The sequence below is a fragment of the Pseudonocardia sp. Cha107L01 genome, assembly GCF_052566575.1.
In genome coordinates this window covers 3,615,060-3,641,641 of sequence record NZ_CP199579.1, presented here as the reverse complement: position 1 = coordinate 3,641,641, position 26,582 = coordinate 3,615,060, and the positions used below count along the sequence as shown (strand labels likewise).

The 26,582-nt window shown below is 67.4% G+C and carries 24 protein-coding genes; 10 read left to right on the top strand and 14 right to left on the bottom strand.

From position 1 onward, the window contains the following. The first annotated feature begins 48 nt into the window (after positions 1 to 48). Positions 49 to 1,425, top strand: coding sequence for an FAD-dependent oxidoreductase (locus ACTXG6_RS17255; RefSeq protein ID WP_445188829.1), 1,377 nt, complete (start codon positions 49 to 51; stop codon positions 1,423 to 1,425). A 142-nt stretch (positions 1,426 to 1,567) separates the two neighbouring features. Here the strand turns inward: ACTXG6_RS17255 and ACTXG6_RS17250 are convergent, their stop codons facing one another. The 3 genes from ACTXG6_RS17250 to ACTXG6_RS17240 all read right to left on the bottom strand — a co-directional run bounded on the left by ACTXG6_RS17250 (position 1,568) and on the right by ACTXG6_RS17240 (position 3,832). Then, a complete protein-coding gene (locus ACTXG6_RS17250; protein ID WP_445188828.1) occupies positions 1,568 to 2,395 on the bottom strand; it encodes an SCO6745 family protein in 828 nt (275 codons plus the stop codon). A gap of 90 nt (positions 2,396 to 2,485) precedes the next feature. Further along, positions 2,486 to 2,938 carry a hypothetical protein gene (locus ACTXG6_RS17245; RefSeq protein WP_445188827.1) on the bottom strand — a complete coding sequence of 151 codons (453 nt, stop codon included), beginning with the start codon at positions 2,936 to 2,938 and terminating at the stop codon, positions 2,486 to 2,488. 333 nt (positions 2,939 to 3,271) lie between these two features. Further along, positions 3,272 to 3,832 (bottom strand): hypothetical protein, encoded by a 561-nt coding sequence (locus ACTXG6_RS17240; protein WP_445188826.1) that lies wholly within the window; start codon positions 3,830 to 3,832, stop codon positions 3,272 to 3,274. A 284-nt stretch (positions 3,833 to 4,116) separates the two neighbouring features. Between ACTXG6_RS17240 and ACTXG6_RS17235 the strand changes: the two genes are divergently transcribed. From ACTXG6_RS17235 to ACTXG6_RS17225, 3 genes are all read left to right on the top strand, one after another. Next, positions 4,117 to 4,413 carry a hypothetical protein gene (locus ACTXG6_RS17235; protein WP_445188825.1) on the top strand — a complete coding sequence of 99 codons (297 nt, stop codon included), beginning with the start codon at positions 4,117 to 4,119 and terminating at the stop codon, positions 4,411 to 4,413. 270 nt (positions 4,414 to 4,683) lie between these two features. Continuing rightward, on the top strand, positions 4,684 to 6,096 hold the full coding sequence (locus ACTXG6_RS17230; protein ID WP_445188824.1) for an MSMEG_0569 family flavin-dependent oxidoreductase: 1,413 nt from the start codon (positions 4,684 to 4,686) through the stop codon (positions 6,094 to 6,096). Positions 6,097 to 6,140: 44 nt separating this feature from the next. Next, a complete protein-coding gene (locus ACTXG6_RS17225) occupies positions 6,141 to 6,989 on the top strand; it encodes a carbon-nitrogen hydrolase family protein (RefSeq protein WP_445188823.1) in 849 nt (282 codons plus the stop codon). 30 nt (positions 6,990 to 7,019) lie between these two features. Here ACTXG6_RS17225 and sbnA read toward each other — a convergent pair whose 3' ends face one another. The 8 genes from sbnA to ACTXG6_RS17185 form a co-directional block, all read right to left on the bottom strand. After that, positions 7,020 to 7,991 (bottom strand): 2,3-diaminopropionate biosynthesis protein SbnA, encoded by a 972-nt coding sequence (gene sbnA, locus ACTXG6_RS17220; RefSeq protein WP_445188822.1) that lies wholly within the window; start codon positions 7,989 to 7,991, stop codon positions 7,020 to 7,022. A gap of 37 nt (positions 7,992 to 8,028) precedes the next feature. Next, positions 8,029 to 9,084 carry a 2,3-diaminopropionate biosynthesis protein SbnB gene (gene sbnB, locus ACTXG6_RS17215; RefSeq protein WP_445190029.1) on the bottom strand — a complete coding sequence of 352 codons (1,056 nt, stop codon included), beginning with the start codon at positions 9,082 to 9,084 and terminating at the stop codon, positions 8,029 to 8,031. Positions 9,085 to 9,122: 38 nt separating this feature from the next. Further along, positions 9,123 to 10,127, bottom strand: a complete 1,005-nt coding sequence (locus ACTXG6_RS17210; RefSeq protein ID WP_445188821.1) for a TauD/TfdA family dioxygenase — start codon at positions 10,125 to 10,127, stop codon at positions 9,123 to 9,125. Positions 10,128 to 10,138: 11 nt separating this feature from the next. Beyond that, positions 10,139 to 12,739, bottom strand: coding sequence for a non-ribosomal peptide synthetase (locus tag ACTXG6_RS17205; protein ID WP_445188820.1), 2,601 nt, complete (start codon positions 12,737 to 12,739; stop codon positions 10,139 to 10,141). A gap of 59 nt (positions 12,740 to 12,798) precedes the next feature. Beyond that, the gene (locus ACTXG6_RS17200) at positions 12,799 to 15,735 is read right to left on the bottom strand and encodes a Pls/PosA family non-ribosomal peptide synthetase (protein WP_445188819.1); all 2,937 of its coding nucleotides are present in this window, start codon (positions 15,733 to 15,735) and stop codon (positions 12,799 to 12,801) included. Between the two features lie 725 nt (positions 15,736 to 16,460). Continuing rightward, entirely contained in the window at positions 16,461 to 17,402 is a 942-nt protein-coding gene (locus tag ACTXG6_RS17195; protein WP_445188818.1) for a zf-HC2 domain-containing protein, read from the bottom strand. After that, complete coding sequence (locus ACTXG6_RS17190) at positions 17,399 to 17,947, bottom strand: RNA polymerase sigma factor (protein WP_445188817.1); 549 nt, start codon at positions 17,945 to 17,947, stop codon at positions 17,399 to 17,401. The genes ACTXG6_RS17195 and ACTXG6_RS17190 overlap by 4 nt, the downstream gene beginning before the upstream one ends. Positions 17,948 to 18,361: 414 nt before the next feature. Next, positions 18,362 to 18,820: a hypothetical protein gene (locus ACTXG6_RS17185; protein WP_445188816.1), complete on the bottom strand. Its 459-nt coding sequence runs from the start codon at positions 18,818 to 18,820 to the stop codon at positions 18,362 to 18,364. Positions 18,821 to 19,033: 213 nt separating this feature from the next. Between ACTXG6_RS17185 and ACTXG6_RS17180 the strand changes: the two genes are divergently transcribed. Beyond that, positions 19,034 to 19,594 carry a TetR/AcrR family transcriptional regulator gene (locus tag ACTXG6_RS17180; RefSeq protein WP_445188815.1) on the top strand — a complete coding sequence of 187 codons (561 nt, stop codon included), beginning with the start codon at positions 19,034 to 19,036 and terminating at the stop codon, positions 19,592 to 19,594. Between the two features lie 33 nt (positions 19,595 to 19,627). Here ACTXG6_RS17180 and ACTXG6_RS17175 read toward each other — a convergent pair whose 3' ends face one another. Continuing rightward, positions 19,628 to 21,655 (bottom strand): ATP-binding protein, encoded by a 2,028-nt coding sequence (locus tag ACTXG6_RS17175; protein WP_445188814.1) that lies wholly within the window; start codon positions 21,653 to 21,655, stop codon positions 19,628 to 19,630. Between the two features lie 108 nt (positions 21,656 to 21,763). Continuing rightward, positions 21,764 to 22,417, bottom strand: a complete 654-nt coding sequence (locus ACTXG6_RS17170) for an MEDS domain-containing protein (RefSeq protein WP_445188813.1) — start codon at positions 22,415 to 22,417, stop codon at positions 21,764 to 21,766. A 503-nt stretch (positions 22,418 to 22,920) separates the two neighbouring features. Here ACTXG6_RS17170 and ACTXG6_RS17165 point away from each other — a divergent pair. After that, positions 22,921 to 23,610: a sigma-70 family RNA polymerase sigma factor gene (locus ACTXG6_RS17165; protein WP_445188812.1), complete on the top strand. Its 690-nt coding sequence runs from the start codon at positions 22,921 to 22,923 to the stop codon at positions 23,608 to 23,610. Between the two features lie 109 nt (positions 23,611 to 23,719). Here ACTXG6_RS17165 and ACTXG6_RS17160 read toward each other — a convergent pair whose 3' ends face one another. Then, a complete protein-coding gene (locus tag ACTXG6_RS17160; RefSeq protein WP_445188811.1) occupies positions 23,720 to 24,721 on the bottom strand; it encodes a GlxA family transcriptional regulator in 1,002 nt (333 codons plus the stop codon). Between the two features lie 127 nt (positions 24,722 to 24,848). Here ACTXG6_RS17160 and ACTXG6_RS17155 point away from each other — a divergent pair, with 127 nt between their 5' ends. The 4 genes from ACTXG6_RS17155 (at position 24,849) to ACTXG6_RS17140 (ending at position 26,573) form a co-directional block, all read left to right on the top strand. Next, positions 24,849 to 25,487: an HD domain-containing protein gene (locus ACTXG6_RS17155; protein WP_445188810.1), complete on the top strand. Its 639-nt coding sequence runs from the start codon at positions 24,849 to 24,851 to the stop codon at positions 25,485 to 25,487. A gap of 327 nt (positions 25,488 to 25,814) precedes the next feature. Next, entirely contained in the window at positions 25,815 to 26,063 is a 249-nt protein-coding gene (locus tag ACTXG6_RS17150; RefSeq protein WP_445188809.1) for a hypothetical protein, read from the top strand. 103 nt (positions 26,064 to 26,166) lie between these two features. Beyond that, a complete protein-coding gene (locus ACTXG6_RS17145; RefSeq protein ID WP_445188808.1) occupies positions 26,167 to 26,358 on the top strand; it encodes a hypothetical protein in 192 nt (63 codons plus the stop codon). After that, positions 26,355 to 26,573: a hypothetical protein gene (locus tag ACTXG6_RS17140; RefSeq protein WP_445188807.1), complete on the top strand. Its 219-nt coding sequence runs from the start codon at positions 26,355 to 26,357 to the stop codon at positions 26,571 to 26,573. Before ACTXG6_RS17145 ends, ACTXG6_RS17140 begins: the two co-directional genes overlap by 4 nt. Positions 26,574 to 26,582: the final 9 nt, after the last annotated feature.

Below are 26,582 nucleotides of genomic sequence, written 5' to 3'. Positions count from 1 at the left end.
GCCTTGTCGGCTCTGCCCAGCGGGTGGAGCCTAGATGACATGGGAAACGTGAAGCAACCTGTACAGGTCGATCTGCTTGTCATCGGTTTCGGCAAGGGTGGCAAGACCCTGGCCGCCACGATGGGCCGAGGGGGCAAGAGCGTGATCATGGTCGAAGAGTCCGACCAGATGTACGGCGGAACCTGCATCAACGTCGGTTGCGTGCCGACCAAGGCGCTGGTGCACCGCGCCGACACCCGCCGACCGGATGACGGCGCCGAGGCGTGGTACCAGCAGGCTGTCGGCGCCGTGAGCGACCTGACCACGCTGCTGCGCGGCAAGAACTTCCAGATGCTCGACGAGATCGACACCGTCACGGTCGTCACCGGGAAAGCGTCGTTCGTCGACCCGAAGACCGTCGAGGTCACCGCCGGCGACGACCGCCTCACAATCCGCGCGGACAACATCGTCATCAACACCGGTGCCCAGCCCGTCATCCCCGAGATCCCCGGCCTGCGCGACAGCAGGTACACCGCGACCAGCGCCGAGATGCTCCGCACCACGACACTGCCCGGGCGACTCGCCGTCCTCGGCGGCGGCTACCTCGGCCTGGAGTTCGCGGCGATGTACCGGCAGTTCGGCTCAGAGGTGACCGTGCTCGAGTCACGCACCGCCTTCATGGACCGGGAGGACGAGGACGTCGCCGAGGCGGCCCTGCACATTCTCCGCGAACAGGGCATCACCCTGCTCCCCGGATCACTGGTCACCGAGATCCGGGACGGAGCCAGCGGCGCGACCATCCACTACGTGAGGGACGGTCGAGACCAGACATTGGACGTCGACACCATTCTCGTCGCCACCGGGCGTGCTCCCGCGACCGCGGCACTTCGACTCGACCGCGCCGGGGTCCGCACCACGGAGCGCGGGGCGGTCGAGGTCGACGAGTACCTGCGCACCAGTCAGCCGCACATCTACGCAATCGGCGACGTCAACGGCGGGCCGCAGTTCACCTACATCTCCCTGGACGACAACCGGGTTGTGGCCGACCAGCTCCTCGGCGCCGGCGCCCGCTCCACCGCGGATCGGCGAGCCGTGCCGCACACCATGTTCATGACACCGCCGTTCTCCACCGTGGGCCTCACCGAGACCCGGGCGAGACAACAGGGACACCGCGTCAAGATCGCCAGCAAGCCCGTCGCGCAGATCGCCGCAATGCCACGCTCCCGGATCATGGAGGACACCCGTGGTCTGATGAAGTTCATCATCGACGCCGACACCGACCTCGTACTCGGCGCCGCAGTGCTGAGCATCGACTCCCAAGAGCTCATCAACCTCGTCGCCCTCGCCATGCGCCACCAGGTCACCGCAAGCGAGCTGCGCGACACGATCTACAACCACCCCAGCTCCAGCGAAGCGCTCAACGAGGTCCTCGCCACTGCCGCATGAGAACGACAGCGTCGTCGCCCCACCCGGGCCCCACCTCGAGCCTCAGCCGATCAGCTGTGCCTCGCAGTGGGCCCGGGGCGCCGCGAGGCCCACCCGAACGATCAGACCTCGGCGGACTCCTCGTCCCGTCAGTCGCTGCTCGTCACTGCGACCCCGCGGCCACCAGCGTCGCGGTGATGGGTTGGAGCTCGGCGACCAGCTCGTCGAGCTCGGCGGGAGAGAGGGCGTCGTACGGCGGGGCGGCGAGCTCGTCGGTCAGGGCTTCGATGCGTTGCTTGGTCTCGCGGCCGGCGTCGGTGAACCGGCCGTCGGTGTCGACGAGCCCACGCTCGCGCAAGCCGTCCATGACCGCGGCCAGCCGCTCCTTCGGCAGGTGATGGATGCGCCCGAACGACTCCGGCGGGTGGATACCGAGATCCAGCGCACTGAGCACGTGAGCCTCCGTGCCGCCGATGCGCGCGCCGACGAGAGCGGCGACGTGCCCGTCACAGCGGTGCTCGCGCAGCATGGTCGCGGAATGCCACAGCCGGGCGACCGGGTCGCTCGGCACCGGAAGGGTGCGCATCCCGGCGTACATCACCCGACCTTCTGTGGGCGCGCTCGTCGCGGCTTTGGTGGCCAGGTCGGCCGCGCGCACCAGGCCCGGGGAGTCGGCCAGCTCGTCACCGAGGATCCGCCGGACGGAGGCCGCGCTACCCCGCTCCCGCGCGGCAACGGACGCCTCGGGCGGGATCGTCTCCCACGCACTCGGGATGTGCCGAGCGGCCTCCCCGTCGGCGAAGCTGTAGAAGGCCGCGTGCACGACCTGCGCCGGGACCCGCCCCAGCGGCGCGGCGCGGCTGGCGAAGTAGCCGTCCCAGTAGATGCGGTGGCCGAGCGCGGCCAGCTCCTCGTTGCACTCGTCGGCGAAGTAGGTGACCAGGCAGATCGGCTCCAGGAGCTCGAACATCCGACGGGCGGTGCGAGTCATGGCCGACATCATGCCCGCGGTCACGCCCGTGGCAGCGGTACAGGCAGCGTAGCGATACGCCCAGCCGAGTTATGAGACCAGGTAACTTGGCTATCCGCTCTCGTCGAGCGCATGAACGCTCAGAAAATGACGAGGGTCACTGCCAGCGTGGGGCTGGCTGACCAGCCAGCGATTGAAGCCCGCGGGATCCCGCCGTTCGATTTCGTCGAGCAGATTTCCACGCATCCCCACCCGCGCCCATTCGGTCTGTTCCGACAAGTCATCCGGGCAGGGCAGATAACTGCGCCGCAGTGCCTCGCACAACTGGAGGGTCGACAGCGTCCGGAACGCTGACCCGTCGGCCGCCGCCGGGACATCCGTGGCCGATGTCCCGCCCACGGCGCCTAAATCCGCGGTGGAGGCGCCTTCTGGCGGCGTTGGCGTCCTGGTGGCGGCGTCAGCGCACAGTAGGCAGAGCGCCACCGCGGCCACCGCGACCAACAGCACGCAGGCGACGCCGCCGTCCGGGCCCAACACCACCGCCAGACCGTTCAGGACTCTCATTCCGTACCCGCTTCGCTAGTCGTTCGGCAACCGTGAACGCAGTATCGTCACTCAGCCGATCTCGACCGGTCCACTGTCACCAGAGGACTTGCTGGCGCGAAGGAAGAACCCCATCACCACTCCACCAATAGTCAACATGCCGACGATGAGGAAAATGTTGCTGTAGGCCTGTGCTTCAACCTCATTTTTGAGTGTCTGCCACAGCGGGATCAGGGCAGCCTCGCCCTGCTGCTCCAGCGCAACGATGCGCGGATCGGTTCCCTGGGCCTTGGGACTGCACCAAGCCGGACCGGTCGGTCAAGAACTGGGCCTGCTGAACCGTCGAAACAGCAGTTAACAAGGCCAGTCCGAGCGAGGAGGAAACCCGCTGAAAAAGAACGTGCCCCCCGCCGCGAGTGCCAGGCCGATGACCGCCGGCCAGCGGGCACCGATCCGGTCGTAGAGCCGACCCGCCAACGGCACCACCACCATCATCACCATCGCCTGCGGAAGCAAGACCAAACCGCTGTTCATCGGAGTCAGGCTCTGAGCTCCTTGAAGGAAGTTCGGCACGTAGAACAGGACCGCGAATATGCCGACCGAGATGATGCTGATCAGTATCAGTGAGTTCACGAACGACCAGTACCGAAACACCCGCACATTCAGCAGCGGCTCTTTGACCTGCAGCTCGATCACCACGAACAGCGCGAGAGCATTGACCCCGACGGCGATCAGGATCAACACCCGATAGCCGGTCCAGCCCCAGGTCGTGCCCTCTTCGAACGCCAACAGCAGCGCAAACATCGAGACCGCGATACACGCGAACCCCGGCATGTCGAACGATCTGCCCGCGACGCGGGGGAAGTTGGGCAGTATCACCATCGCCAGGATGGCACCCAGGATCCCGATGGGCACATTGATGTATAAGTGACTTGGTAACTGATCGCGGGGCGTGGCCCTTCGGAACGCTCGGCGGTCTGGTTCACGGGTCGAAGGCTGCGCTCGACGGTCCGCTCCTCGCACGGTGTTGCCAGGTGCGGATGCGGTGAATTTCGTTTTCTGGCCGATCGCTCACCAAGTCGACGCGTCCGGTACTCGTGTGACCGCTGACGAAGTGCGACAGTGCCGGCACGTCGCCGCGGACTGTGGACACCGGGCCTCGCGGCGTAAGGACCGCAACGCTCCCCAGAGGAACCACCGTGACCGAGCCCACCGAGGACCCCGAACCGCTCGTTACCGCATACGCGGCGGCTCTCAAGGCACTGCGCCAACTGCAACCCGGCACTTACCGCCCGGGCGTACCCGCACAGCTCGACCAGGCGCACAGCGCCCTCGCCCCGCGGGCCGGCGTTCGCGACGCCGACGTCCTGGCGCGCCTGTTGACCGAGATACAAGCCTGTCACCAGCAGGGCCGCGCCTACTCCACCGAGCTCGGCCACGCTTTCCGCGCGGCCTACCTGCTCGTTGCGTCCGGCCCGCCGAAGTCCTGGGGATAACACGTCCGATCGCTAACGCGGCCCGTGCGGGACCTCGCTGGAGCTCCGCCCGGTTCCGTTCGAGCCTGGTGGCCTGATCTCGCGAGATCTGCGCCCGTGTCCACCCTTCTGGCACTAGCAAGAAACGCTAATGCAACAAACCGGCGATTAGGTAATGAGTCGGTGTTCCGGATGTCATCGTTCCATAACACTTTGGCCTTGAACTGGTACTCAGCGGCACAGCGGCACAACGCCACTGCGCACCCGGAGCCCTATCAGGAGCCGATCCCGATGTCTATCCAGGACCCGCACCACACCGACCCGATGAGCGCTACCACCTCCACCGAGGACCAGTTGGCTGGGATGCACCGATCCGTCGTGGTGATCGGCGGCGGGCAGGCCGGACTGTCGATGTCCTGGTGGTTGGCCGACCGAGGCATCGATCATGTCGTCCTGGAGGCCGACCGCGCCGGACACGAATGGCGCGACCGGCGCTGGGACTCGTTCTGCCTGGTCACGCCGAACTGGCAGTGCGCCCTTCCCGGATTCGGCTACGCCGGTGACGACCCGGACGGCTTCATGGTGCGTGACGAGATCGTGGAGTACCTGGAGAAGTTCGTCGCTTCGTTCAACCCGCCGCTGGTCGAAGGTGTGCGCGCCACCGCGCTGCGGGCCCGCGCCGCCGGCACGTTCGAGATCCGTACCGACCGGGGCACCCTGACGGCCGACCAGGTTGTGGTGGCGACCGGGCCGTACCAGGTGCCGCGCACCCCGCGCGTCGCGGAGCGGCTACCGGAGGGCATTCATCAGCTGCACTCCTCGCAGTACCGCAACGCCGACGAGTTGCCCGAGGGTGCCGTGCTGGTCGTGGGCACCGGGCAGTCGGGTTCCCAGATCGCCGAGGACCTGCACCTGGCCGGGCGCCAGGTGCATCTCGCCACCGGTACCGCGCCCCGCGTGGCCCGCTTCTACCGGGGTCGGGACTGCGTGGCGTGGCTGTCGGACATGGGCACCTACACCAAGGGCATCGAGCAGTTCAGCGACACCGAGACAGTTCGCCACAAGACCAACCACTACGTCACCGGCCGCGACGGTGGCCGAGACATCGACCTGCGCAGGTTCGCCCGCGAAGGGATGCGGTTGCACGGTCGACTCGCCGCCGTCACAGGCGACGGGACGTTGAGCTTCGGCCCCGAACTGCGCGCCAACCTCAACGGTGCCGACGCGGTGTCCGAGGGCATCAAGGACTCCATCGATGCCTACATCGACGCGAACGGCATCGACGCCCCGGTCGAGGAGCGCCGCGCTCCGGTCTGGCAGCCAGGTCCCGAGGCCGACGAACCCTACGAGCTGGACCTCGCCGAAGCCGGCATCACCACCGTGATCTGGTCCACCGGGTTCGGCCGGGACAACCGATGGATCGAGCTGCCGATCTTCGACGGGCGCGGTTACCCCACCCACGACCGCGGCGTGACGAGCCAGCCCGGCCTGTACTTCCTGGGACTGCCCTGGCAACACACCTGGGGTTCGGGCCGATTCTCCGGAGTCGCCGACGATGCCGAGCACCTCCTCGAGCAGATCGTCACAGCACGCCGGGGCAGCGCGGTCGCCGACGGCCTGCACTGGCTGGCCGGGACACCTGCCAGCAGCTACCCCGATCTCGACCGCGACGAGGACTGGGTCGCCCCCCGTACCGCGAACTGACCAGCTACCCCACCGCCCCCAATCCAACCTGTTGGAGGACAGCTATGGGCACCGTGCGCCTGGCTACCGTCACCGCACCTTTCGACCGCGACCTGCGGGCCTGCTACGCCCGCATCGAACGACTCGTGCAGCAAGCACGTGACTCCGGGGCCGATCTGCTGGCCCTGCCAGAGGCCGCGCTCGGTGGCTACGTTGCCGACCTGGGCGGAACCGCGCCAATGCCGCCCGCGTTCCACGTGGACGGGCCGGAAATCGCCCGGCTCGCCGCAATCGCCGGCGACCTCGTCCTGACCTGCGGCTACTGCGAGCAAGCCGACGACGGGCAGCGCTACAACAGCGCGGTGTGTGTCACCGGCGACGGCGTACTCGGCACCTACCGAAAGGTCCACCAACCACTGCGGGAAGGCGCGACCTACCGGGCCGGCAACCAGTTCGAGGCATTCGACACACCGGTCGGCCGGATCGGCATGCAAATCTGCTACGACAAAGCATTCCCCGAGGCCGCCCGCGCCCTTGCCCTCGACGGCGCACAGGTCATCGTGTCGATGTCAGCCTGGCCGATCAGCGCCACCAACCCCCATCCAGACCCCGCGCTCGACCGCTGGACCCGCAAGTTCGACCTGTTCGACCGGGCCCGAGCCGTCGACAACCAGGTCGTCTGGGTGGCATCCAACCAATTCGGCACCTTCGGATCGCTGCGCTTCGCCGCCAATGCCAAAATCGTGGACCCCGCCGGCGAGATCGTCGCCGCGACCGGCCAGACCGAGTCGATGGTGACAGCCGACTTCGACCTCGAAACGGTCCTCACCGCCGCCCGCGCCGGCATGGGTCACCTACGCGACCGCCGCCCGGACTCCTACACCCCGCACGCCGACAACCGGATCGCCGTCTAGCGCACCGCGCGTCGACCTGGTCCTGGGGACTCAGGCGGTGAGCTCGCCGGGGCTCAGGACGTCCTCGCCGTAGAGATCCTCCAGCCAGTTGGTCTGATAGACGGTGTCCAGGTACCGCTCGCCGAGGTCGGGGGCGATGGCCACCGCGACGAGCTCGTGCGCGTCGTGCTGGGCCAACCAGCTGGTCGCTCCACTGACCACAGTGCCGGTGGAGCCGCCGAACAGGAACCCGCTCCGAGCCAGACGATGGCAGGCACGGATGGTGTCCGCCTCCTCGACGCGCACCACCTCGTCCACATAAGACTCATCGAGCATGGCCGGGCGGACGCTGGTGCCCAGGCCGGGAATCATCCGGCGTCCCGGCGCACCACCGAAGGTCACCGAACCCACGGCGTCCACCGCAACGACCCGCACCGGACGGCGCCACTGCCGGAAGAAGCGCGCACAGCCCATCAGAGTCCCGGTGGTGCCCGCCCCGACGAACAGCACGTCCAGCCGGGGGAACGCGGTCGCGATCGCCGGCGCCGTCGTGCGGTAGTGCGCCTTCCAGTTGTTCGGGTTGACGTACTGGTTGAGCCAGACATACCTGCGATCGGAGGCGCACACCGCGCGGACGTAGTTGATCCGGGCGCCGAGGAGGCCGCCATGGGCATCCGGCTCGGTAACAATGTGCACCTGGCTGCCCAGTGCCTCCATCATCCGGCGGGTCGACAGGTTGCAGCGCGAGTCGGTCACGCACAGGAACCCGTAGCCCTTGCTCGCCGCGATGATGCTCAGCGCCACGCCCAGGTTCCCCGACGACGACTCGACCAGGACCGAACCCGGCCGCAGCTGTCCGTCCCGCTCGGCGGCCTCAACCATCTGGGCCGCGGCCTTCAGCTTGATCGAGCCGGCGAAGTTGAAGCCTTCGCACTTCAGGAAGAGCGACTGCCCGAAGATCGACCGAAGGTCGACGTAGAGCTCGTCCTCGTTGAACTCCTGCGGAAACGAAATCACTGACATGAGAACCCCCGAAGTCTGCGGTAGGACACCCGGCTGCTCATCCGTGCCGCCGTAGGTCGTGGAAGAAGTCGTCGACGACGTGCAGCTCGCCGGAGCGGAGTACCTCGTCATAGACGTATTTGCCGACCGCGAGGTCGAGCACCCCGAGGCCGAACGGTGAGAAGATCAGCGGCCGGTCGGTCGGCACGCTGACCCGGCCGGCCAGAACGTCGTCCAGGGTGCCGGTCAGGAAGTCCCGGTTGCCGGTGAGCTGTTCGGCCAGGTGTGGCGAGGTGTCGGCCTTGAGGCAGTGTTCGACGTCGTCGACGATGTTGGTCGAGGCGAGCACGATCTGTGGGGCGAGGTCGCGCAGCGACACGTGCAGCACCAGCGGGTTGTGCTCGAACCAGGACAGCTCGCTGACGTGCGGCGTTCCGGCGACGGTGGCGAAGACAACCAGGTCGCTGGAGCGGATCAGCGCCTCGGCGCCCTCGTGCACGGTGACCGGGGTGTCGGGGTCCGCGCGATGCAGGTAGTCGCGGAACCCGGCCGCGCTGTCGGTCGACAGGTCGTGCACGCCGATCTCGTCGAAGGACCAGCCGGTGCCGGCCAGGAAGGTGTGGATGTAGCGGGCGATCAGTCCCACTCCGAAGAACCCGACACGCCTCGGGCGGGGCCGGCCGCTGCTGAGCCGGTCCGCCGCCAACGCCGCGGACGCGGCGGTGCGGGTGGCGCTGATGATCGAGCTTTCCAGGCAGGCGAACGGGTAGCCGGTGTCGTGATCGTTGAGGATCAGCACTGCCGAGGCCCTCGGGATCCCGGCCGCCACGTTCCCCGGGAAGCTGGAGATCCACTTCAGGCCGTCCACCCGCACCTGTCCACCGATCGAGGCAGGCAGCGCGATGATCCGGGAGGTCGGGCGGTCCGGGAAACGCAGGAAGTAGGACGGCGGGTTCACCGAGTCCCCGGCGCCGTGCACCCGGTAGGTGTCCTCGACCAACTTCATGACCTGGTTCTCGCGACCCCGCAGCGCATGCTGGACCTGGCCGCCGGAGATCACCGCGAACGGCGGCACACCGATCGACTCGGGCGGTGCCGACTCAGCCACACCCATCTCGGCCCCGGACCCCGTTGCGGTGGTACTGGTGACGGTCATCGCCCGGCCCCCTCGACGCGCGGTGCACAGTCGGCCTGGTGCACCGGGTCAGCCAGCGCGACGAGCACCTCGCGCGCCCCCTCGAACGGCTCGCGGCTGTGCGCGGTGCGGATGTTGTCCACCAGCATCAGATCGCCGGCCTGCCAGGGTTCGCGCAGCGTGTGGGCGGCGTAGACCTGGTTCAGCAGCACCACCACGTCCTCACCGATCGGGTCGCCGTGGCCGAAGCGGGTGTTGAACGGCAACCCGTCGGCGCCGTACATGTCCACCAGGAACTCGCGCACCTCCGGGTCCAAGGTCCACTCGTTGAGGAACGCGACCTGGTTGAACCAGCAGCGCTGCCTGGTGACCGGGTGGTGCACCACGGCGTAGCGACGCTGTTGGGTGCGCAGCCCACCGTCGGGTTGCCACTCGAACGCGATCGCGTTGGCCCGGCAGTAGCTCTCCACAGCGGCGCGGTCCTCGGTGCCGAACGCCTCGGCGTAGGACGCCCCGATCTCGTCGTTGTAGTTGCGGGTGAGCACCCAGCCCTCCCGCTCGAAGCGCGCGACCAGATCGGCGGGCAGCGCATCGAGCACGCTCGGCGAATCGGCCACCGCGGTCGCCCCGCCGCTGCTGGGCGCGCTGAGACAGGCGAACATCATCAGACCTGGGAACTCGAGCCGGTAGCTCAGCTCATGGTGCATGCACATCTGCTGGTTCGACGGCCACTTCGTCGAGGAGTACACGCCGTCGGCGTAGGACTCCCGGGGCGCGAAGGACTCCCTCTCGGCCATTCGGTCGCTGGCCAACCGGGCGAACACCCCGCCAACCTCGGACCGGTCACCCAGCCCCAGCCCTCGGACCAGGACCGAGCCGTAATCAGTGAGCATTGTGCGCAGCGCGTCCCGGTGTTCAGCCACCCAACGCGACGCACCGAAGGGGGCCTCCACTCGCACAATCGCCGGCTTGCCGGGTTGCAGATTCACGTCGAGCAACGACGCGGGGAAAGGGGAGATCATCACAACTCCATTCAGGATGAAATGAGCAGGTCCGCCGCGTGCGGCACGGCAGGTGCCGCGGCCGGGGCACTGTCCGGTTGTGCGCGAGGCCGCGCCGGTCCGGTGGGCGGCTGGCGCCTGTCCTCGACCCGGCGGACGCTGTCGAGCAGCCCCGCCAGGTCGGCCAGGATCGGGTGGCCGGTGATGTCCTTGAGCGACACCGCGCGGTTCAGCTCGATCGCCAGCTTCACCGCGGCGAGCGAGGAGCCGCCCCGGTCGAAGAAGTGGTCGCGGCGGCCGATCTGGTCGGCCGGGATACCCAGCACCTTCGCCCATGCGGCCGCCAGCCGGTGCTCGGTCGACGTGTTCGGCGCGCCGCGGTCTTCCTCGAGTACCTCGAGATCCCCGGCCAGCGCGTTCAACGCCTTCTTGTCGATCTTGCTGTTCGCGGTCAGCGGCAGGCTCTCCCGCCAGTGCAGGACTGGGGGGACCATGTACCCGGGCAGCGACTCACCCAGCCGCTCCCGAAGTAGGTTCACATCCAGTGCCTGAGGACCGGAGTAGAAGCCGACCAACTGCTTGCCCCGCCCGGCCCGCTCGGCGACCACCACCGCACCGTCGCGGACACCGGGCACCCGCAACAGGGTGTTCTCGATCTCGCCGATCTCGATGCGGAAGCCACGGATCTTGACCTGGGTGTCCCGGCGGCCGAGGAACTCCAACTTGCCGTCGGGCAGCCAACGGCCGAAGTCACCACTCCGGTAGAGCCGCTGGCCGGGGCGGTGCGGATCGGCCAGGAAGGCCAGCCGGGTGCGCTCCGGGTCGTTGACGTACCCGCGCCCCACGCAGACCCCGGCGAACACGATCTCACCGGGGGCGCCCAGCGGCACCGGGGCGAGATACTCGTCCACGACGTAGACGTGCACGTTCTGCACGGCGCGCCCCAGCGGAACCCGCTCCCCCTCCGGCACCTTGTCCATGACCTCGTGGTTGGTGTCGTCCGAGGTCTCGGTCAACCCGTAGGCGTTGACCAGCCTGATCCCCGGCTCAGCCGCGAACCAGCGCTGAGCGAGCTCCTTCTTCAGCGCCTCGCCGGTCACCGATACACACCGCAGGTCGGGCAGCTCGCGAGGGTGCTGCTCCAGGTAGGTGAGCACAACCTCGAGATAGGACGGCACGAGCTGCAGCACGGCGACCCGCCGGTCAACGATCTTGTCGACGAAGCGCTCGACGTCGAGGATCACGTCCTGCTCCACCAGCACGGTCCGCCCACCGACCAGTAGCGCGGAGACCAGCTGCCACAGCGAGATGTCGAAGCACTGCGGCGCCGTCTGGGCCACCACCAGCCCCTGGTCAACCCCGAGATCGGCGATCTTGGCGTAGAGGTGGTTGAGCATCCCCGCGTGCTCGCACATCGCACCCTTCGGCTCACCGGTGGAACCGGAGGTGAAATAGATGTAGGCGAGCTGGTCCGCCCCCACACGCACGCCCAGGTCCCCCTCGGCGTGGTCCTCCCCGACCACCGCGTCGATGAAGAGCCTCCGCACACCGGGCAGTGAGACCAGGGCGCTCTCGAGCGTCGTGGTGCTGGCCGGTTCGGTCAGAACCAGCCGACACTCGGCGCGCGACAGCGTGGCCGCGATCCGATCGGCCGGGAAATGCGGCTCGATCGGCAGGTAGACCCCACCCGCCTTGAAGATCGCCAGGACTGCGGCCATCCAGTCCAGGTTGCGCTCGGTCACCACCGCGACCACATCTTCGCTGCCCAACCCCCGCGCCAACAGCGCCCGCCCGATCCGGTTGGCGCGGGCGTTGAGCTCCCGGTAGGTCCAGTGCAGGTCACCGTGCACGGCCGCCACGGCGTCCGGGTGCGCCGCCACCCGCTGCTCGAAGAGCTCGTGGAACCGTCGGTCCGGCAGCTCCCGGCGAACTCCGGCGAGCCCGTCGAGTTGGAAGTGGACCTCCTCGCCGGACAGCAGGCTCTGCCGCCGGTGCTCGGCGTCCGGGTCGGCGGCGATCAGGGCGAGCGCGGAGAGGTGATAGCCGGCGATCCCGGCCGCGCGGTCCGCGTCCAGCACGTCGGCGCGACAACGCAGCCGCAGCACGAGCTGGCCGCCGCGTTGCGCGACCCCCACCCACAACACGGTCTCCCCCGCCAGCTCCCCGCCACCGCCGTCCAGGCTGGCGGTCGGGTCGAACACCGTCTCGAACGCCGGCCCGGTCAGACCCAGCTCGCGCCGGAGGTCCTCCACCGGGAAGTCCTGGTGCAGGAGCAGCTCCGACTCGACTCGTTGGGCCTCGTGCAGCAACATCAGCCACGACTCCGGCTCGGTGGTCAGCCGGCACGGCAGAACACGGCCGCCCTCCACCGCGACGTAGCCAGTGCCTACCTCGCGCTCGCCGGACAACCCGGCCAACACCTTGGCGTGCCCGGCCAGCAGCACGGAGCTCAGCGACACCGCCGACTCCTCGGCCCGCCGTCGCAACGCCGCGACCAGATCGGCGGGAATCGCCACCTCGTACTCGAGCACCCCCGCGACCGGCTCCGGGGCCCACCGCGGAATCGCGGTGAACCCGCCGCCGAGCAACACGCTCAGCCAGAACTCCCGCCCAGCCGCCACCGACGCTCCCATAGGAATTTCCCCTCCACCTACCGTCACCACGCTGCTGCTACCCCGCACCTCGATGCCGTTCATGTCCGCGTCGAACCCGTGTCTTGGCCGTGCTTTCCAGCCCGCTGGCCCTTTTCACCGGAATGCTTCCGCCGCTTGTTCTTCTTGGAACCCTCAGTCCCGGATGACCGCGGTCCTGTCGCCGAGGGCGCCAGGGCTGATTGATCAACGTTCCGCTGACGGATGGCGTCGGGGACGGCTCGTGGTCCCACGCCGCGTCCCGGGGCGCGGACCCGAACGGCCTGCTCACCCCGGGGGGCTGCGTACGGACGAGGGCCGGGGCCCTCGGCGACTGGGTCACTACCCTGCCGACTGGCCCGGACTGCCGGCTGACTGACCACAACCGAAGGCGTCGTGGGCAGCGGAAGGGTCTGGCGAGCGGGTACCGGAGCTCCCCGGCCGCCCATGGTGAGCATGGCCAGGTCGGCGGCAACCACCCCGAGGAGCACGGCCGCCGTCCAGGCCGGCGTGCGCCTGCGGGCAGGTCGGACCGGGAGCATGAGGACCGCTGGGGTCGCCGCATCGCGGATCTCCCTGGCCGGGTTTCCGCCCCACCGTGCCTGTGGTGGGACTTCCTCGCCTTTCATCAGGAACGAGTCGGCGGCCACCACCGCGCCGTCGCCCATGGTCACTCCGTAATGGACGAGGGCTGCGACCCCGACGGTGCAGCCCGAACCGATCGTGGACCGGTCAGATTTGAAGGCGCCGTCCTCCTGCGAATGGCATTGGATTTTGCTCCCCGCATTGAGCGTGCAGTCGTTCCCGACGGTGACCAGCGTGCGCTCGGTGAAATAGCAGCCGTCGTCGAAGAGTCTGCGGCCGACCTGAGCACCCATCAATCGCCACATCAGCCCCTTGAACGGGGTGCCGTTGAACGTTTGGACATACACCATCTCGGGCACCTTCCAGAGGCGTTCGTGCCACCAGAAGCGCGCGTCGTAAATGGAGCAGAAGCTCGGGCTCAGCGCACGGAACGCAGTCATGACGCGCTCCACCAGCACAACGTAGACCGTGCTGACCACAAGACTGAGCGCAAAGAATGCGGCGATCGCCAATTGCCCGAAGACACCAGGAACCTCCATAGCGGCCACGCCGAGACTCGTGAGCAGAAATACGTGCAGCCACCGAACGAACAGGTAATAGCCCATGGTCCGGATGTTGTACCTGTTCTTCGCGGAGAGACGCCGAGGCAGCTCGTTTCCGGTCAGCAGATGGTCGAACCGGCCATCACGCTCCACCGACCGGGGAATCTCGAAGCTCGGTGAGCCCAGCAGGCCAACACCCTCGCGGATCTCCCCGTCCAGGGGAACCATCACCTTCGTCGCGAGTAGGCAGTTATCGCCTGTCCTGCCCCCGGAGGGGTAGGCGATGCTGTTCCCGAGGAAGTTGCGTGGCCCGATCGACGTCCGAGACACGCTGAAGGACGTGCTGGAGAATTCGGCATTGACAATTGACAGCCCGTCAGCGACCATTGTTCCACTGCCGACAGAACTCAAGTAAGGGTTGTCGTGCGCCACCTCCATACCAAAGTTCGACCCAGTCTGCTCGACCCGAGAGAGGTTGTACCCGAGGCCGCGCAGATAGTGGACGATATAGGAGCTGTCGCCGAACAGGTTCGTGAAGAACTTTTTGTTGCTGAGGCGCGAGATCACCCGATGGATCCTGTAATGGAATCCGTACAGTGGATAAACCTTGCCCGGTTCGAGGAAGATGTTCAACGCGCGGGGGACGACACCGACAATGACCAGCCCGACGAGCACGGAACCGGCGAAGAGCACAACGGACAGGACCAGCGCGGTAAGGCCGAACCGCCATGAGGTGTTCCCGGTGGCAGCGCCCACCGACGTGGCCAGCGCCGGCACCGCGCGCAGCAGCAGATACACCGCCCCTTCCGCGAGCGGAACGTAGAGGAAGAACACCTTGAGCAGGGCCAGGATGCAGAAGACGACCTTGCGCCACCAGCTTCGGGCTGCCCGCGCGATCCTCAGATAGTTGACCTCGGTCCGCTGTGCCGGGGAACCGTGCCAGTGCTCGCCCTCCGGTACCGACTGGCCGCTGTGCAGTGCCGAACTGTGGCCCAGCTGCGCCTCGTCACCCATCGACGTATTGATCTCGAGCACGGACTTCTCGCCGACGAAAGCATCCCGGCCGATGCTCACCGCGCCGGTCTGGATCAAGCCCGAGTGCGCCCGGTAGCAGAGGAAGAACGACTCCTTGCGAATGACCGTACCTGCGCCGATGGCGAGCAGGTCGGTGCACACGGGCACGTTCCGGGAGAAGACCGCTACACGTCGCCCGAGCTTCGCACCCAGCGCCCGAAGATAGAGCGCGTAGAGCGGCGAACCGACGGACAACACCAGCGGGTTCAGCCGAACCAGCGTCTTGACGATCCAGAAGCGGACATACGCCAGGCTCCAGACGCGGATCTCCTGGGGCCTCCATCGACCGATGAGCACCCACTTCACCAAGATCGGAAGGATGCACATCCCTAGCAAGCCGGCGCCACCGACGAGGACCGACCGGAGGTAGACGTCGAGCAACCCGGAGCCAGCGGAGATCCAGCCGGCGCCTAGGTCAGCGACCAGCGCGACCAGGTAGCAATACCCGAGGAAAGCCAGGGTCTGCAGCACCCCGCACAGGAGGTACCCCGCCGTGCCGACCCGAGGCGCTGCCTCAGGGGGCGCCTCGGGCGGTGACTCGGGCGGCAAGTCAGCCGACAGCTCGGCCGGCGACTCGAGAGCGGAGGCCGACGCGGCGGGCGCGAGCCCGGTCGCGAGGCTTCTAATTGTTGGGTAGCTATAGATGTCCTTGATCGACACCGACGGTAGGTCCGCCCGCTTCCTGACCCGCGCGCAGAAACGGGCCATCACCATCGAGTCGGCGCCGACCACATCGAAGAAGTGGCTATCCACCGAGACCCGCTCGACTCCCATGAGGTCGGCCAGCACCTCCGCCATGCCATCCTCGACACCGACTGTCGAGCCGGCACGCTTGGCCGAACTAGTCGGAGATTCAGCAGGCCCGGCTGAGACAACGTCGACTGATGTAGCCACCACTTAAGCTCCTTGAACCGCGGGTCAACGATTTCGTGACGTGTTCGGAGACGTTCGCCAAAGTCGATCGCCCACCTTTGGCCGACACCGTCAGTGCCATTGCCGCGCCTCACTCGGAACTAGATACGGACGTCAACCGCTGAATGGATTATCAGGCGCTCCAGCGCCACTCGGATGGTCTAACTTGATGTCACGGGTGTCGACACCTGGACCTCGAGTCAGGCGCGGCAAGACAAGAGTCGTAACGTGTTGCCGAGCCTGCGGCGCGGGCACCAAATCACAGATCGACCGCAGGTCAGAGCCGATTGACGAGTTGGTAGTCCCGCTTCGCTGTGACCCGGAGCATCGCGCCGTCCAGGTTCGGAGAGGGATCGAGCCGTCGATTACCTCGCCTGTGAACACCTCAGCCTGAACACCGGTACCCCCGGTTGGGTGAACTGCTCAATGATAAACTGAGCTGGAGTTCTTGGAGGCACAAATGCGTGTCGGAGTCGCGCGGCGGCGGGCGTTACTAAACCGTAGCCGAGGATTTCTGGCGAAAGCCAGTCAGCTAACACCTGTGGCGTAGCCGAAGAATCCTCAAGGCCCGCGCGTACCGACAGGGCGGACTTGATGCTGTCGTTTGTCGACTATTTGTCGTGCGCCTTCTTGCCGTGCGAGTCCTTGCCGTGCGAGTCCTTGCCGTGCGAATCCTTGCCGTGCGAATCCTTGCTGTGCGAATCCTTGCCGTGCGAATCCTTGCCGTGCGAATCCTTGTGGTCGGAATCCTTATCCTGATCCTTATCGCGGGAACTGTCGGCATCGCTGTTGTCGGTGTCGGATTTACGGCGTCGCCGGTCGGCATCAAGCGCTGTGTTGGGCGTGACCGCTGCCGGGGTGAAGTGAGCGCTGGCCAAGATCAGTCCGGTATCGGTCGTGAGCTTGGCCCCATCGACGCCACTGGAGTCGATCGGAGTGCGGATAGCCCAGTCGGCGTGTCCGTGTTGCAGCGGAAAGCTGCCCAGCGTGACAGTCGAGCCGTCATCGTGGACCAGCTCGCAGGTCAGCCTCGTGCTGACGGCTGACGAGCCGGACCCGGTGGGGTCGTCGGTTATCGAGACGAAGATCCAAGAGGGATCGTTCGGATAGACGTAGGCTTCCCCGATCTCGCGGTTGCCGGCTATCAATGGCGACACCATCACGTCCGCGACGGGTTGTACGTTCACGCTGCGGACAGGCAAGCCCGCCGGCTGAACGGGGAGGAGCTGGCCGAAGACCCAACCGCCGCCGGCCAGCAGGACGCCGGTGAGCGCCAGTGCGGCGACAGGGAGCCCTCGCCGTGCGAGGCTCGGCTCTGGAGCGGGCGGCGTGATCGCGGCGATCACGCGCTGGTCGAACCCGGGCGGTACGTCGGTTTCGGGTACTAGCTCGACCAGCCGGGCGGCGGTGGTGGCCAGCGCTGAGACCTTGTATTGACAGCGTGGGCAGCGACTGAGGTGCGCGATTGCATCAGCGCGTTCGCGGCCGCCGAGCACGCCCAGTGCGAGTTCGGAGGCGAGTTCGTGGCATTGCGCGCAGCTCAGTTCAGTCATGAGTGGCCTCGGCTGGTCGCTACGGTCTCGTGCAGCTTCGTCAGCGCCGCGCGGATGCGTGACTTCGCGGTGCCCAGCGGGATCGCTTCGCGCTCTGCAAGCTCGCGCGCGGTCAGCCCGTGCACGGCGGTCAGCACGACGGCGCGGGCCTGCTCCTCAGGTAGCGCGGCGAGCGCCTGGCGCAGTTCGGTGGATATCTCTGCGGCAAGCGCGTACTGCTCGGGGGTTTCGGCGATGGCTGCGATCAGTGAGTCCAGGTCCTCTTTGTCTATCGGGTGCGGACGGCGGACCCGCGCGGTGTCCACGGCGAGGTTGTGCACGATGCTGACCAGCCAAGCGCGCACCGAGCCGAGGCGAGGATCAAATCGCTCGGTTTGGCGCCAGGCCCGCTCGAAGGCTAGCTGCGCGACGTCCTCCGCCAGCCCGGCGTCGCCGATCACGCGGAGCGCGACGGAGAACGCCGTGCGTTGGAACCGACGCACGAACGCCAGCGAGGCAGCGGGGTCACCTGCGCCGAATCCGGCGAGCAACATGTCATCGGCCAACCCCACCCCGGTTTCGCCGCGCCGAGCCCACGACGAAGCAGGCGTGGCCTGCTCACTCGGGCGACGTGACCACAGCGGCGCGCGACGAACCGGACCTTTCACGATGCATCGTGCCCGGCTGAGACGACGTCAGCGAGCCGCACCCTATACCCGATCTCCATCATGTTCCTCGCGTCCGTTAGCGAGCCATTTACGGCCCGGCGGTATTGTCTAGAACCCGCGACCACAAACTTGTCCACTCTTGGCACCGGCCCGGGCCCAGATCCCACTCGGAGCGAGCGACTGACCTAATTACGGAGATCGCTGTCACAGAGGATTATCAGCTTGAGCAGCACCACCCGATCGCAGTAACGCAAGCGAATCGCGGCGGCTCAGGGACCCCGTTGACAGAACACAGAGAGCCGCGGAGCCGTGCTATCCATGGACGGCGCGGTCAGGGATCCGGTGCCAGAGCGACACCACTCTCCGCTCGCGCGACCCGATCAATTCCAGCAGCAGATCGACGTTGAACCCAGGCAACTCACACAGTTTCGGGATCAGCACGGCGGCAGCGGGTTCGCTGAATCCAACCGCTTCCCAATGCCCGTCACCGGTGCCCAGTAGTAACGTCGCATGCTCCTGCCATGCGCCGTCCTGACTGGTCCACACCGCCACCTCCAGCAGCTCGGCGACCAGCCGCTCAACACCTCCCGCCGCGGCGGCGCCACCTGAGTGCGGTGACGACCGGCGCGGTGCATCGGCCACCGGGTGGCGAGGCGCCGGAATGCTCCAGGCACGATCACTCGACCCGCCGGTGTCGCACCCGGCTCGATCTCGTCGTCTCCAGCCGATCACCGCACCTCCCGAGCCCCAGACCGCAACCACCATCCGCAACGCCGCCTCCTGGCGACCAGGCCGCGCCCGGGGACCCCACCCACTATCCCCGCGGCCGCCTATGAACGGGCTCAGCGTCACTGCCGGTCATCCGTTGCGCGGGGCGACGGGGGCCGTCCGCATCGTGCTGGCGTCGGTCGAACCAGCACATCATTGTTGCTCTTAGAGTCTTCTGATGGACTGAGATGCGACTGATAACGGCACAAGTGCCACATGGAGTACGTTTCGATTATGCGTGCAGATGCGGCACGGAATCTTGACGCGGTCCTCGAGACAGGAGCCCGGCTCCTGGCCGCGGACTCCGGCACGAGCATCACCGCCATTGCCGCTGAGGCCGGAGTCAGTCGGCGCCTGGTACACCGCCGCTTCGCAAGCCGAGAGGCGCTGGAAGAGTGCGTGTTCCAGACCAAGCTCGAGGCGATCGACGCGGTGCTCGCCGACGCCAGGTTGGACAGCGCACCGGTGGCTGTGGCTCTGCACCGGTTCGTGGAGGGCATCATCGCGGTGGTTCGTCGCTATCCAATCGATCCGGAGCAGATGCGCGGCAGCGCCGAGTCCTACGCCCGAATGAACGAACAGCAGGTACGAATAGCCGCCTTCATCCGGCGGGCCATGGATGAGGGGTTCATCCGGTCGGATCTGCCCGACGGGATGGCCATGGCCCTGCTGCACGCGACCATCGATCTGCTTGCGTTGCAGTTCCCCGACGACGAACCCGCCTGCGCCGCGGACATCGCCGTCGACACCTTGCTCAAGGGACTGGGCCGGAGCTGAACCCCGCGGATCTTGATCTCTGAGTCCTCCTGATCAGGCCTCATCGAGGGGGAGCTTGATGTGCAGCATCGTTCCCTGCCCGACAGGGCTGACCACGTCGATCGTCCCCCCGAGCGCGTCCACGCGGTCGGTGAGCCCTATCAGTCCGGAACCGCGCGTCGGATCGGCCCCTCCGGAGCCATCGTCGCGGATCGAGAGCTCGAGGACGCCGTCACGAGCTTCGACAGCGACGCGCACCGCGGAAGCGTGCGCATGTTTCGCGGTATTCGTGACCGCTTCTGACACGACGTAATAGACGGCCACCTCCACCGGTCCAGGCAGCGGCACCTCGACGCCCAGCTCCAGTTCCACGGGGACGGTTGACCGCCGGGCAAGTGTTCTCAGGGCGGGCGCAAGGCCGCCCTGGGTGAGGATGGCGGGGTGGATACCGCGCGAGATCTCCTGCAGCTCCTCGAGCGCTTCGGCCAGTCCGTCGACCACTCGGGACAACTGCGCCCGCAACTCGCGCAGCTCGGGCGGGACCGTGGCCTCCGCGGTGCGCTGGGTGAGCGCGAGTGAGACGAGCCGCTGCTGCACTCCATCGTGCAGATCGCGCTCGATCTGTCGCCGCGTCTCGTCCGCGGCCGTGACGATCCGTGCCCGCGAAGCGGCGAGCTCGGCCCGGCTCGCCTCGAGCTTCCGCTCGCTTTCGCGCAGGTCACGAAGGATCAACAACGTGTCCAGCGCGTCAGCCAGCCGCCGTCCGATCTCATGGAGCAGCCGCTCCTCCCGGGGCTTCCATACCCGAGGGTGTGAGCACTGGTGCAGTCCGAACAGGTAAGGCGCGTCGACCTTGGGCTGAACAGCCATGGCAATCATGGACTTGACGTCGAAACGCTCCGCCTGCTGTCTCGGAAGCCCGCGATCTGATTCGGGATCGAATCGCACCGGACCGCTCGTGGCCAGCACGCTCCGCAAAACGCCGGCGACGCCCGGGTCATTCGGGATGTCCACGCCAACTCCGGAGGCGCCGACGTATTGCGGCCGGGTCCGCTCCATTCGCACTCGATGGGAGCCAACGTCAGGGTCACAGGGATGGACCAGCCACGCTCGATCGCATCCGAAGGTCTCCAGCACGACATCGAGGACACCGCTGAGCATCTCCTCGAGGTCGCTGGTCCGCTGGATGGCACGGTCGACCCCGTCCAGGCTCTCCAGGAACCACAGTTGCGCCCGCTGGTCTTCCTCGACACGCTTGCGCTCGGTCACGTCCACGACGGTGGCGACGAACTCGTCGAGCTCACCGGATGCGGTAAAGACGGGATGCACGATTGCGCGGAGATGTTTCAGCGGGCCCTGTGGCGGGAGGACTCGAAACTCCCCTTCGACGTGGGCCGCTTCACTGAATCCTCTCCCGAGCGCCTCGCTCCACCCCGCACGGTCGCGCGAATGAACCCGCCGGCGAAACTCCTCGAGCGAGGGGACCCCTTGTTCCGGATCGAAGCCGTACAAGCGGGAGTGTTCATCGGAGGAGTGGATTACCTCTCCGGTAGCGCCGTCCAGCGCGGCAATACCCGTATGGGTCAGCCTCAGCGCCTCGGAAAGGTAGGCCTCACTTCTGTGCAGTTCGGCTGTCCGCTCGGCCACCTTCCGCTCGAGCTCATTCTGGGCTTGGCGAAGCTCGTCCTCGGCCAGCGTGCGCTCGTGGATGAGGCGTGCGCTCTGAAATGCCGCGGCGGCGTGATTGGCGGCAAGGCTGAGCAGCAGTTGGTCAACCTCCGTGGGGAAGTCGATGCGATCACAGGCCGCAGCAACCACACCGCCCTCGGCATTCACCCCGATGGGCAGGACAACCCCCCGGAACGGCTGGTCACCACCACCACCGTCGATGTCGGGAACGATCTCCTTACCTGGGAGCCGGCCGCTCTCAGCGAGACGACTTTCCAGCCATTCCGGGAACGTCTTCCAGGCCCCTCCCCGGGTGGCGTCGACTCCGCCAGCGATACCTGGGACGCACAAGCGGACAAAAACAAAGTTGAGCGGCAAAAATCCGATCAGCGTGTCGGCAAGCCCGGCGACCACCTCAGCCGGTTCCCTACCGACCCACGCCGTAGGTATGGCGGAGAGCGCCACGAGATCTCTGAGCACGGTTCGTAACGCGAGGATCTCAGCATCCGTATCCGCAGGCATTTATTTCGCCGCGGTCGCGCTCTTGCGAACCGATCGCCGATCCCGGATCTCGAGCAACAGCTGGTCAGGAGGAACAAAAAACGGATTCTCCTGGAGCAGGCCGCCGATAATAACGGCTGGATGCGTCCGCAAGGCGTCCATCACCACGCTGGCGCCGAACTTCGCCAGATCATACGTGCAGATCACTACATCCTCGTACTTGGGAATCAAGTAGTTGACCCGCACCTCGTACTCGATCAGGTCGTCGACACCCGGTAGATCGACGAGCGCCCACTCCATGTGACCGAGGACTCTTGTCACGGCATACCCTGCCGCGGGACCGGACTGGAGCACCTGCTCGAACGACGCCAGCCAGGTGTCCAGGTCGAAGCGGTCGCCGCGGAGAGTGCTGTCCTGCCACGGCCGCACCTCCAATTGGCCGGTGCCCATCGCGTCGCGCACGTCGATACCCGCCTCGGCCAACCACCTGAGCTGTTCGTCCCATCGCTCGGGGTCGACGTAATGGTAGACCTTGTCCCCTCGGTCAAGACCATCCATCACGAACGGGCGAAGCACGCGGTGCTGCTCGTCGAAGCTGTTGAAGAACGCACAAATATGACGGTGCTGACCGAAAGCCCCGTCAGAAAACTGCTGGGATTGCGCGGTGGTCGTCATATTCTCACCTCCACGCAGAGATCCGCGTTCTGGCCCGGCGGACCCCGGTTCAGCGCCGCCCAATTCGATCTCGCACGTAGCCCAGGCGCGACCGGGCTCTTGGCGAGCGGGCTGAAGTTTACGGCCTGGCTCCCCCGCTGTCGACGGGGTGTCGGCGCCGGCGCACCGCAGAACGGCGGCAGCTGGCCCACATCGCCGACGGGCCGGCGCCCTCGATCGACGACCTCTGGGTGCTCTCCCGCGCCGGATCTACCAGGCAATCCTGCCCGAAGGTGGTCTACCTCCCGTGCTCGAGCGGCGGGTGGACGTTCCAGTCCCGCGAGCGAAGAAACGCTGATCACCATCGACGTCAAGGCACCGGCGGGCGGGCAGAGTTTCCAGCTAGCCGGTAGGGCTGGTGGGTGCTGACGGTGACGACAGATCCCCCGCGGATCGCCAGTCTTCCCATGAGACTGGCGGCACCTCGGACTCGGCGCCCCGCGACGACTACTAGGGAGTGTGACATGGGACAACTGGCGACTCTGCTTCCCATTCGGGCTCGCGCTGCTCCCGACCAGCGGTCCTTGGTTGCGGGCCGCCAGCCAGCACCGGCGGCTCGATCGAGGGAGCGGCCGGACGAGGGCATCGAGCGGACAGCTCGCTTTGAGCGGGACGCGATGCCGCTACTGGACCAGCTCTACGGCACAGCGCTGCGGTTGACCCGCAATCGGACGGACGCCGAGGACCTCGTGCAGGAGACCTACCTCAAGGCCTACGCCGCCTTCGGCTCGTTCCGGGCCGGCACCAACCTGAGGGCCTGGTTGTACCGGATCCTGACCAACATCTACCTCGACGGCTGCCGTCGCCGGCAGCGCCAGCCCGTGGTGCACCCGACCGAGGAGATCCCCGACTGGCAGTTCGTGCGGGCCGCCGGGCACACGTCGACCGGGTTGCGGTCCGCCGAGGTGGAGGCGCTGGACCGACTGCCGGACAGTGACGTCAGGGCGGCAATGCAGGAGCTCTCGGAGAACCACCGGATGGCGGTGTACCTGGCCGACGTCGAGGGTCTCGCCTACAAGGAGATCGCTGACTTGATGCGCGCTCCGGTCGGTACGGTGATCTCCCGCCTGCACCGCGGCCGGCGCCAGCTCCGCGAGCTCCTCACCGACACGGCGCGTGACCGCGGGTTCCCGCGCGCCCGTGAGGTGGCGTGAATCGCTGTACCCGCCCGCACGAAAGCCCGCTCCCCGGCAACGGCGCCGTCCCCCGGTCCCAGGGGGCGGTGCCGGCCACGGCCAGCTGTTGACACAGCTGCGAACGGGATCACCGCGACCGCGACACTCCCGTGACGGCGTCCCGCCGCTGCGCGGACCGGAACCGCTGCTGGTAGGCGCTCGGCGGCACCCCGAGTCGGGCCACGAACGCGCGGCGCAACGTCTCGGGACTCCCGTAGCCGGCCCGCTCGGCTGCCTCGGAGATCGTGTAGCCCGACTCCAGCGCTGCCTTGGCGCCGTCGAAACGCACCGACTCGACGTAGCGGGCCGGGGTCGTGCCGAGCTCCTCGTTGAACAGGCGGGTGAGGTGGCGCGGGCTCATCGCCGCCAACGCCGCGAGCTTGGGGGTGGAGTGGTCGCCGCTCGGATCCGCGGCCACGGCGTCGAACACCGAGCGCAGCGCCGAGGTGTGCGGACGGGGGCCGCTCAGCGTCGGGGAGAATTGCGACTGCCCACCCGGGCGTTGCAGGAACACCACCAGCGACTGCGCGACCTGCCGGGCCAGCTGCTCGCCGTGGTCGTCCTCGAGCAATGCGAGTGCGAGGTCGATCCCCGCCGTCACGCCCGCTGAGGTGAACGTCGTGCCGTCCCGGACGAAGATCGCGTCGGGCTCCACGGTGATGTCCGGGTAACCCCTGCTCAGCACGCCGGTGTGCCGCCAGTGTGTGGTGGCGCGGCGGCCGTCGAGCAGCCCGGCCGCGGCGAGGATGAAGGCCCCGGTACAGATCGAGCAGACCCGGCCCGACCGTGGCGCGACGTTCGTGACGGCCTCGCGCAGCTCCGGGTCGACGGGGTGCGCCGGGAACACGTCACCGCCCATGACCAGTAGCGTGTCGAAGCGCAGCCGAGGGTCGGTGGCGTCGGCGTCGACCGGGATCGTCATGCCGGTGGAGGACGACACCGCGCGGCCACCCACCGAGCACAGCGTCAGCTCGTAGTGGGCCCCCATCCGGTTCGCCTCGCTGAACACCTCGCTCGGCCCGGCGACGTCGAGCAGTTTCACACCGTCGAAGACGACGATGCCGACGCGGTGCACGGTGGTGCGAGCCACGAACGTCCTCCCGAGGCACAGCGGTCTGTCCGTAATCGTGTGAAGTTCGGCCGCCCACGCGGGGCCCGACGGGGGTGGCGCGAGCAGGCTCGACGTAGAGGGAAACCCTACGTGAAAGGCGCAGCAGATGACTGACAAGATCGCCGGGATCGATATCCCTGACACCGAACTGGCCCGCGAGGCGACCGAGCTGGTCCGCAAGGCCGCCACCCCACTGCTGTTCGACCACTCCCGCCGGGTGTTCCTCTTCGCTAGCCTCAAGGGCCGCTACCGCGGGATCGAGGCCGACCCCGAGCTGCTCTACGTCGGCGCGATGTTCCACGACCTCGGCCTGACCGAGCACTACCGGCGCACCGACCAGCGCTTCGAGGTCGACGGCGCCGACCTGGCGCGGGACTTCCTACTCGACCACGGGCGCAGCGCCGCCGAGGCCCGCGCGGTGTGGCTGGGCATCGCGCTGCACACCACTCCGGGCATCCCCAACCACCTGGAGCCGGAGACGGCGCTCGTCAGCCTCGGCGTCGAGACCGACGTGCTCGGGATGGACCTCGACCAGATCACCGCCGAGGAGGTCGCGGCCGTCGTGGCCGCGCACCCGCGACCGGACTTCAAGAACAACATCCTGCAGGCCTTCTACGACGGGATGAAGGACCGCCCCGACACCACCTTCGGGACCATGAACGACGACGTGCTCGCCCACTTCGCACCCGGCTTCACGCGTGCGGACTTCGTGTCCATCATCACCGGCTCGGCATGGACCGAGTGACCTCAGCCGCACTGCCTCGGTCCCGCAACGACCGGACGTCCAGTGCCTCGGCTTCCGCGAGGTGGCTGTGCCGCGGTGTGAGGAGCCCGCACCGCGGCCTTGGCCATACCTGCTAGCGGGAATCCGAGGACTGCAGCTAGCACCCGGGCGCGACGGCGGCTGTCGGTGATGCACAGAGGGGTGCATTACCGCAACGCTGACTACAGCCCCGATGACGACTCTTCTCGTGCCAGGAGCACCGGTACGGGTACCCCGCCGTTGACGTGGCCAACCCAGAGCCAACCTACCTCTGGCGCGCTGGACATCACGAGAGAGGCACTCAACGCGATGACCCTCGACACCATTCCCACGCACGTCCGGGCGGGCGTCCCCACCGGCATCAGCCCATCCGGCTGGTTCGCCGGCGCAGGCGACGACCGGGACCACGCCATCCGCTCCTGGATACCGGATCGGTCCGGCTACCTCAGCACGGCATGTGGCAAGCCGAGCGCCCAGGCGGGCCGCAGCGTCAACCGGCCCTGCCCCGACTGCGAGAAGAAGATTGCCGCCGCCAGAGTCCAGGACCAGCCACGGTGACGTGCTCAGCCGTGACTGGCAGCACGGAGTCGCGACGATCGGCGTCGGGTTCGCCCGGTGTGGGCCCGGCCGTCCCCGTCACAACCCGACAGCGGAGGAGACGATGAGGTACGTGACGCTGGCGGTGGCCTCAGACGTCGAGGCCCAGCGCCTGATCGAGGACGTTTCCGAGCACCCGGGCGAGCCGCTGCGGACCCCGCGGTGGGGCAACACCGTGCACGCAACGCTACCCAGCACAGCCGTTCAGCACCCAGCCACCGGCGACGACGTCTCCGCCACCGGGGTACCGACATGAACCCGCACCCATCGATGGACCACAACGAACGGAAGCGGATTCGGCTCGCGGCGTTCCGGGTCACCCGGCTGTACCCCGGCCCGGTCGGTGAGCTGGTGTCCCGTGAGCTGATGTCCTGGGAGGAGTTCGGTTACCGGCTCAGCTCCGGAAGCATGATCATGAGGATCGTGGACGAGGTGCTGAGCGCCCAGGAACAGCAGTCCGAGGCTGCCTGAACCGGCAAC

Coding starts and splice junctions, on each gene's coding strand:
- ACTXG6_RS17250 (WP_445188828.1), bottom strand. CDS start 2,395: ATGACTCGCACCGCCCGTCGGATGTTCGAGCTCCTGGAGCCGATCTGC.
- ACTXG6_RS17245 (WP_445188827.1), bottom strand. CDS start 2,938: ATGAGAGTCCTGAACGGTCTGGCGGTGGTGTTGGGCCCGGACGGCGGC.
- ACTXG6_RS17230 (WP_445188824.1), top strand. CDS start 4,684: ATGTCTATCCAGGACCCGCACCACACCGACCCGATGAGCGCTACCACC.
- ACTXG6_RS17225 (WP_445188823.1), top strand. CDS start 6,141: ATGGGCACCGTGCGCCTGGCTACCGTCACCGCACCTTTCGACCGCGAC.
- sbnA (WP_445188822.1), bottom strand. CDS start 7,991: ATGTCAGTGATTTCGTTTCCGCAGGAGTTCAACGAGGACGAGCTCTAC.
- sbnB (WP_445190029.1), bottom strand. CDS start 9,084: ATGGGTGTGGCTGAGTCGGCACCGCCCGAGTCGATCGGTGTGCCGCCG.
- ACTXG6_RS17210 (WP_445188821.1), bottom strand. CDS start 10,127: ATGATCTCCCCTTTCCCCGCGTCGTTGCTCGACGTGAATCTGCAACCC.
- ACTXG6_RS17205 (WP_445188820.1), bottom strand. CDS start 12,739: ATGGGAGCGTCGGTGGCGGCTGGGCGGGAGTTCTGGCTGAGCGTGTTG.
- ACTXG6_RS17200 (WP_445188819.1), bottom strand. CDS start 15,735: ATGGCGGAGGTGCTGGCCGACCTCATGGGAGTCGAGCGGGTCTCGGTG.
- ACTXG6_RS17195 (WP_445188818.1), bottom strand. CDS start 17,402: ATGACTGAACTGAGCTGCGCGCAATGCCACGAACTCGCCTCCGAACTC.
- ACTXG6_RS17180 (WP_445188815.1), top strand. CDS start 19,034: ATGGAGTACGTTTCGATTATGCGTGCAGATGCGGCACGGAATCTTGAC.
- ACTXG6_RS17170 (WP_445188813.1), bottom strand. CDS start 22,417: ATGACGACCACCGCGCAATCCCAGCAGTTTTCTGACGGGGCTTTCGGT.
- ACTXG6_RS17165 (WP_445188812.1), top strand. CDS start 22,921: ATGGGACAACTGGCGACTCTGCTTCCCATTCGGGCTCGCGCTGCTCCC.
- ACTXG6_RS17155 (WP_445188810.1), top strand. CDS start 24,849: ATGACTGACAAGATCGCCGGGATCGATATCCCTGACACCGAACTGGCC.
- ACTXG6_RS17150 (WP_445188809.1), top strand. CDS start 25,815: ATGACCCTCGACACCATTCCCACGCACGTCCGGGCGGGCGTCCCCACC.
- ACTXG6_RS17145 (WP_445188808.1), top strand. CDS start 26,167: ATGAGGTACGTGACGCTGGCGGTGGCCTCAGACGTCGAGGCCCAGCGC.
- ACTXG6_RS17140 (WP_445188807.1), top strand. CDS start 26,355: ATGAACCCGCACCCATCGATGGACCACAACGAACGGAAGCGGATTCGG.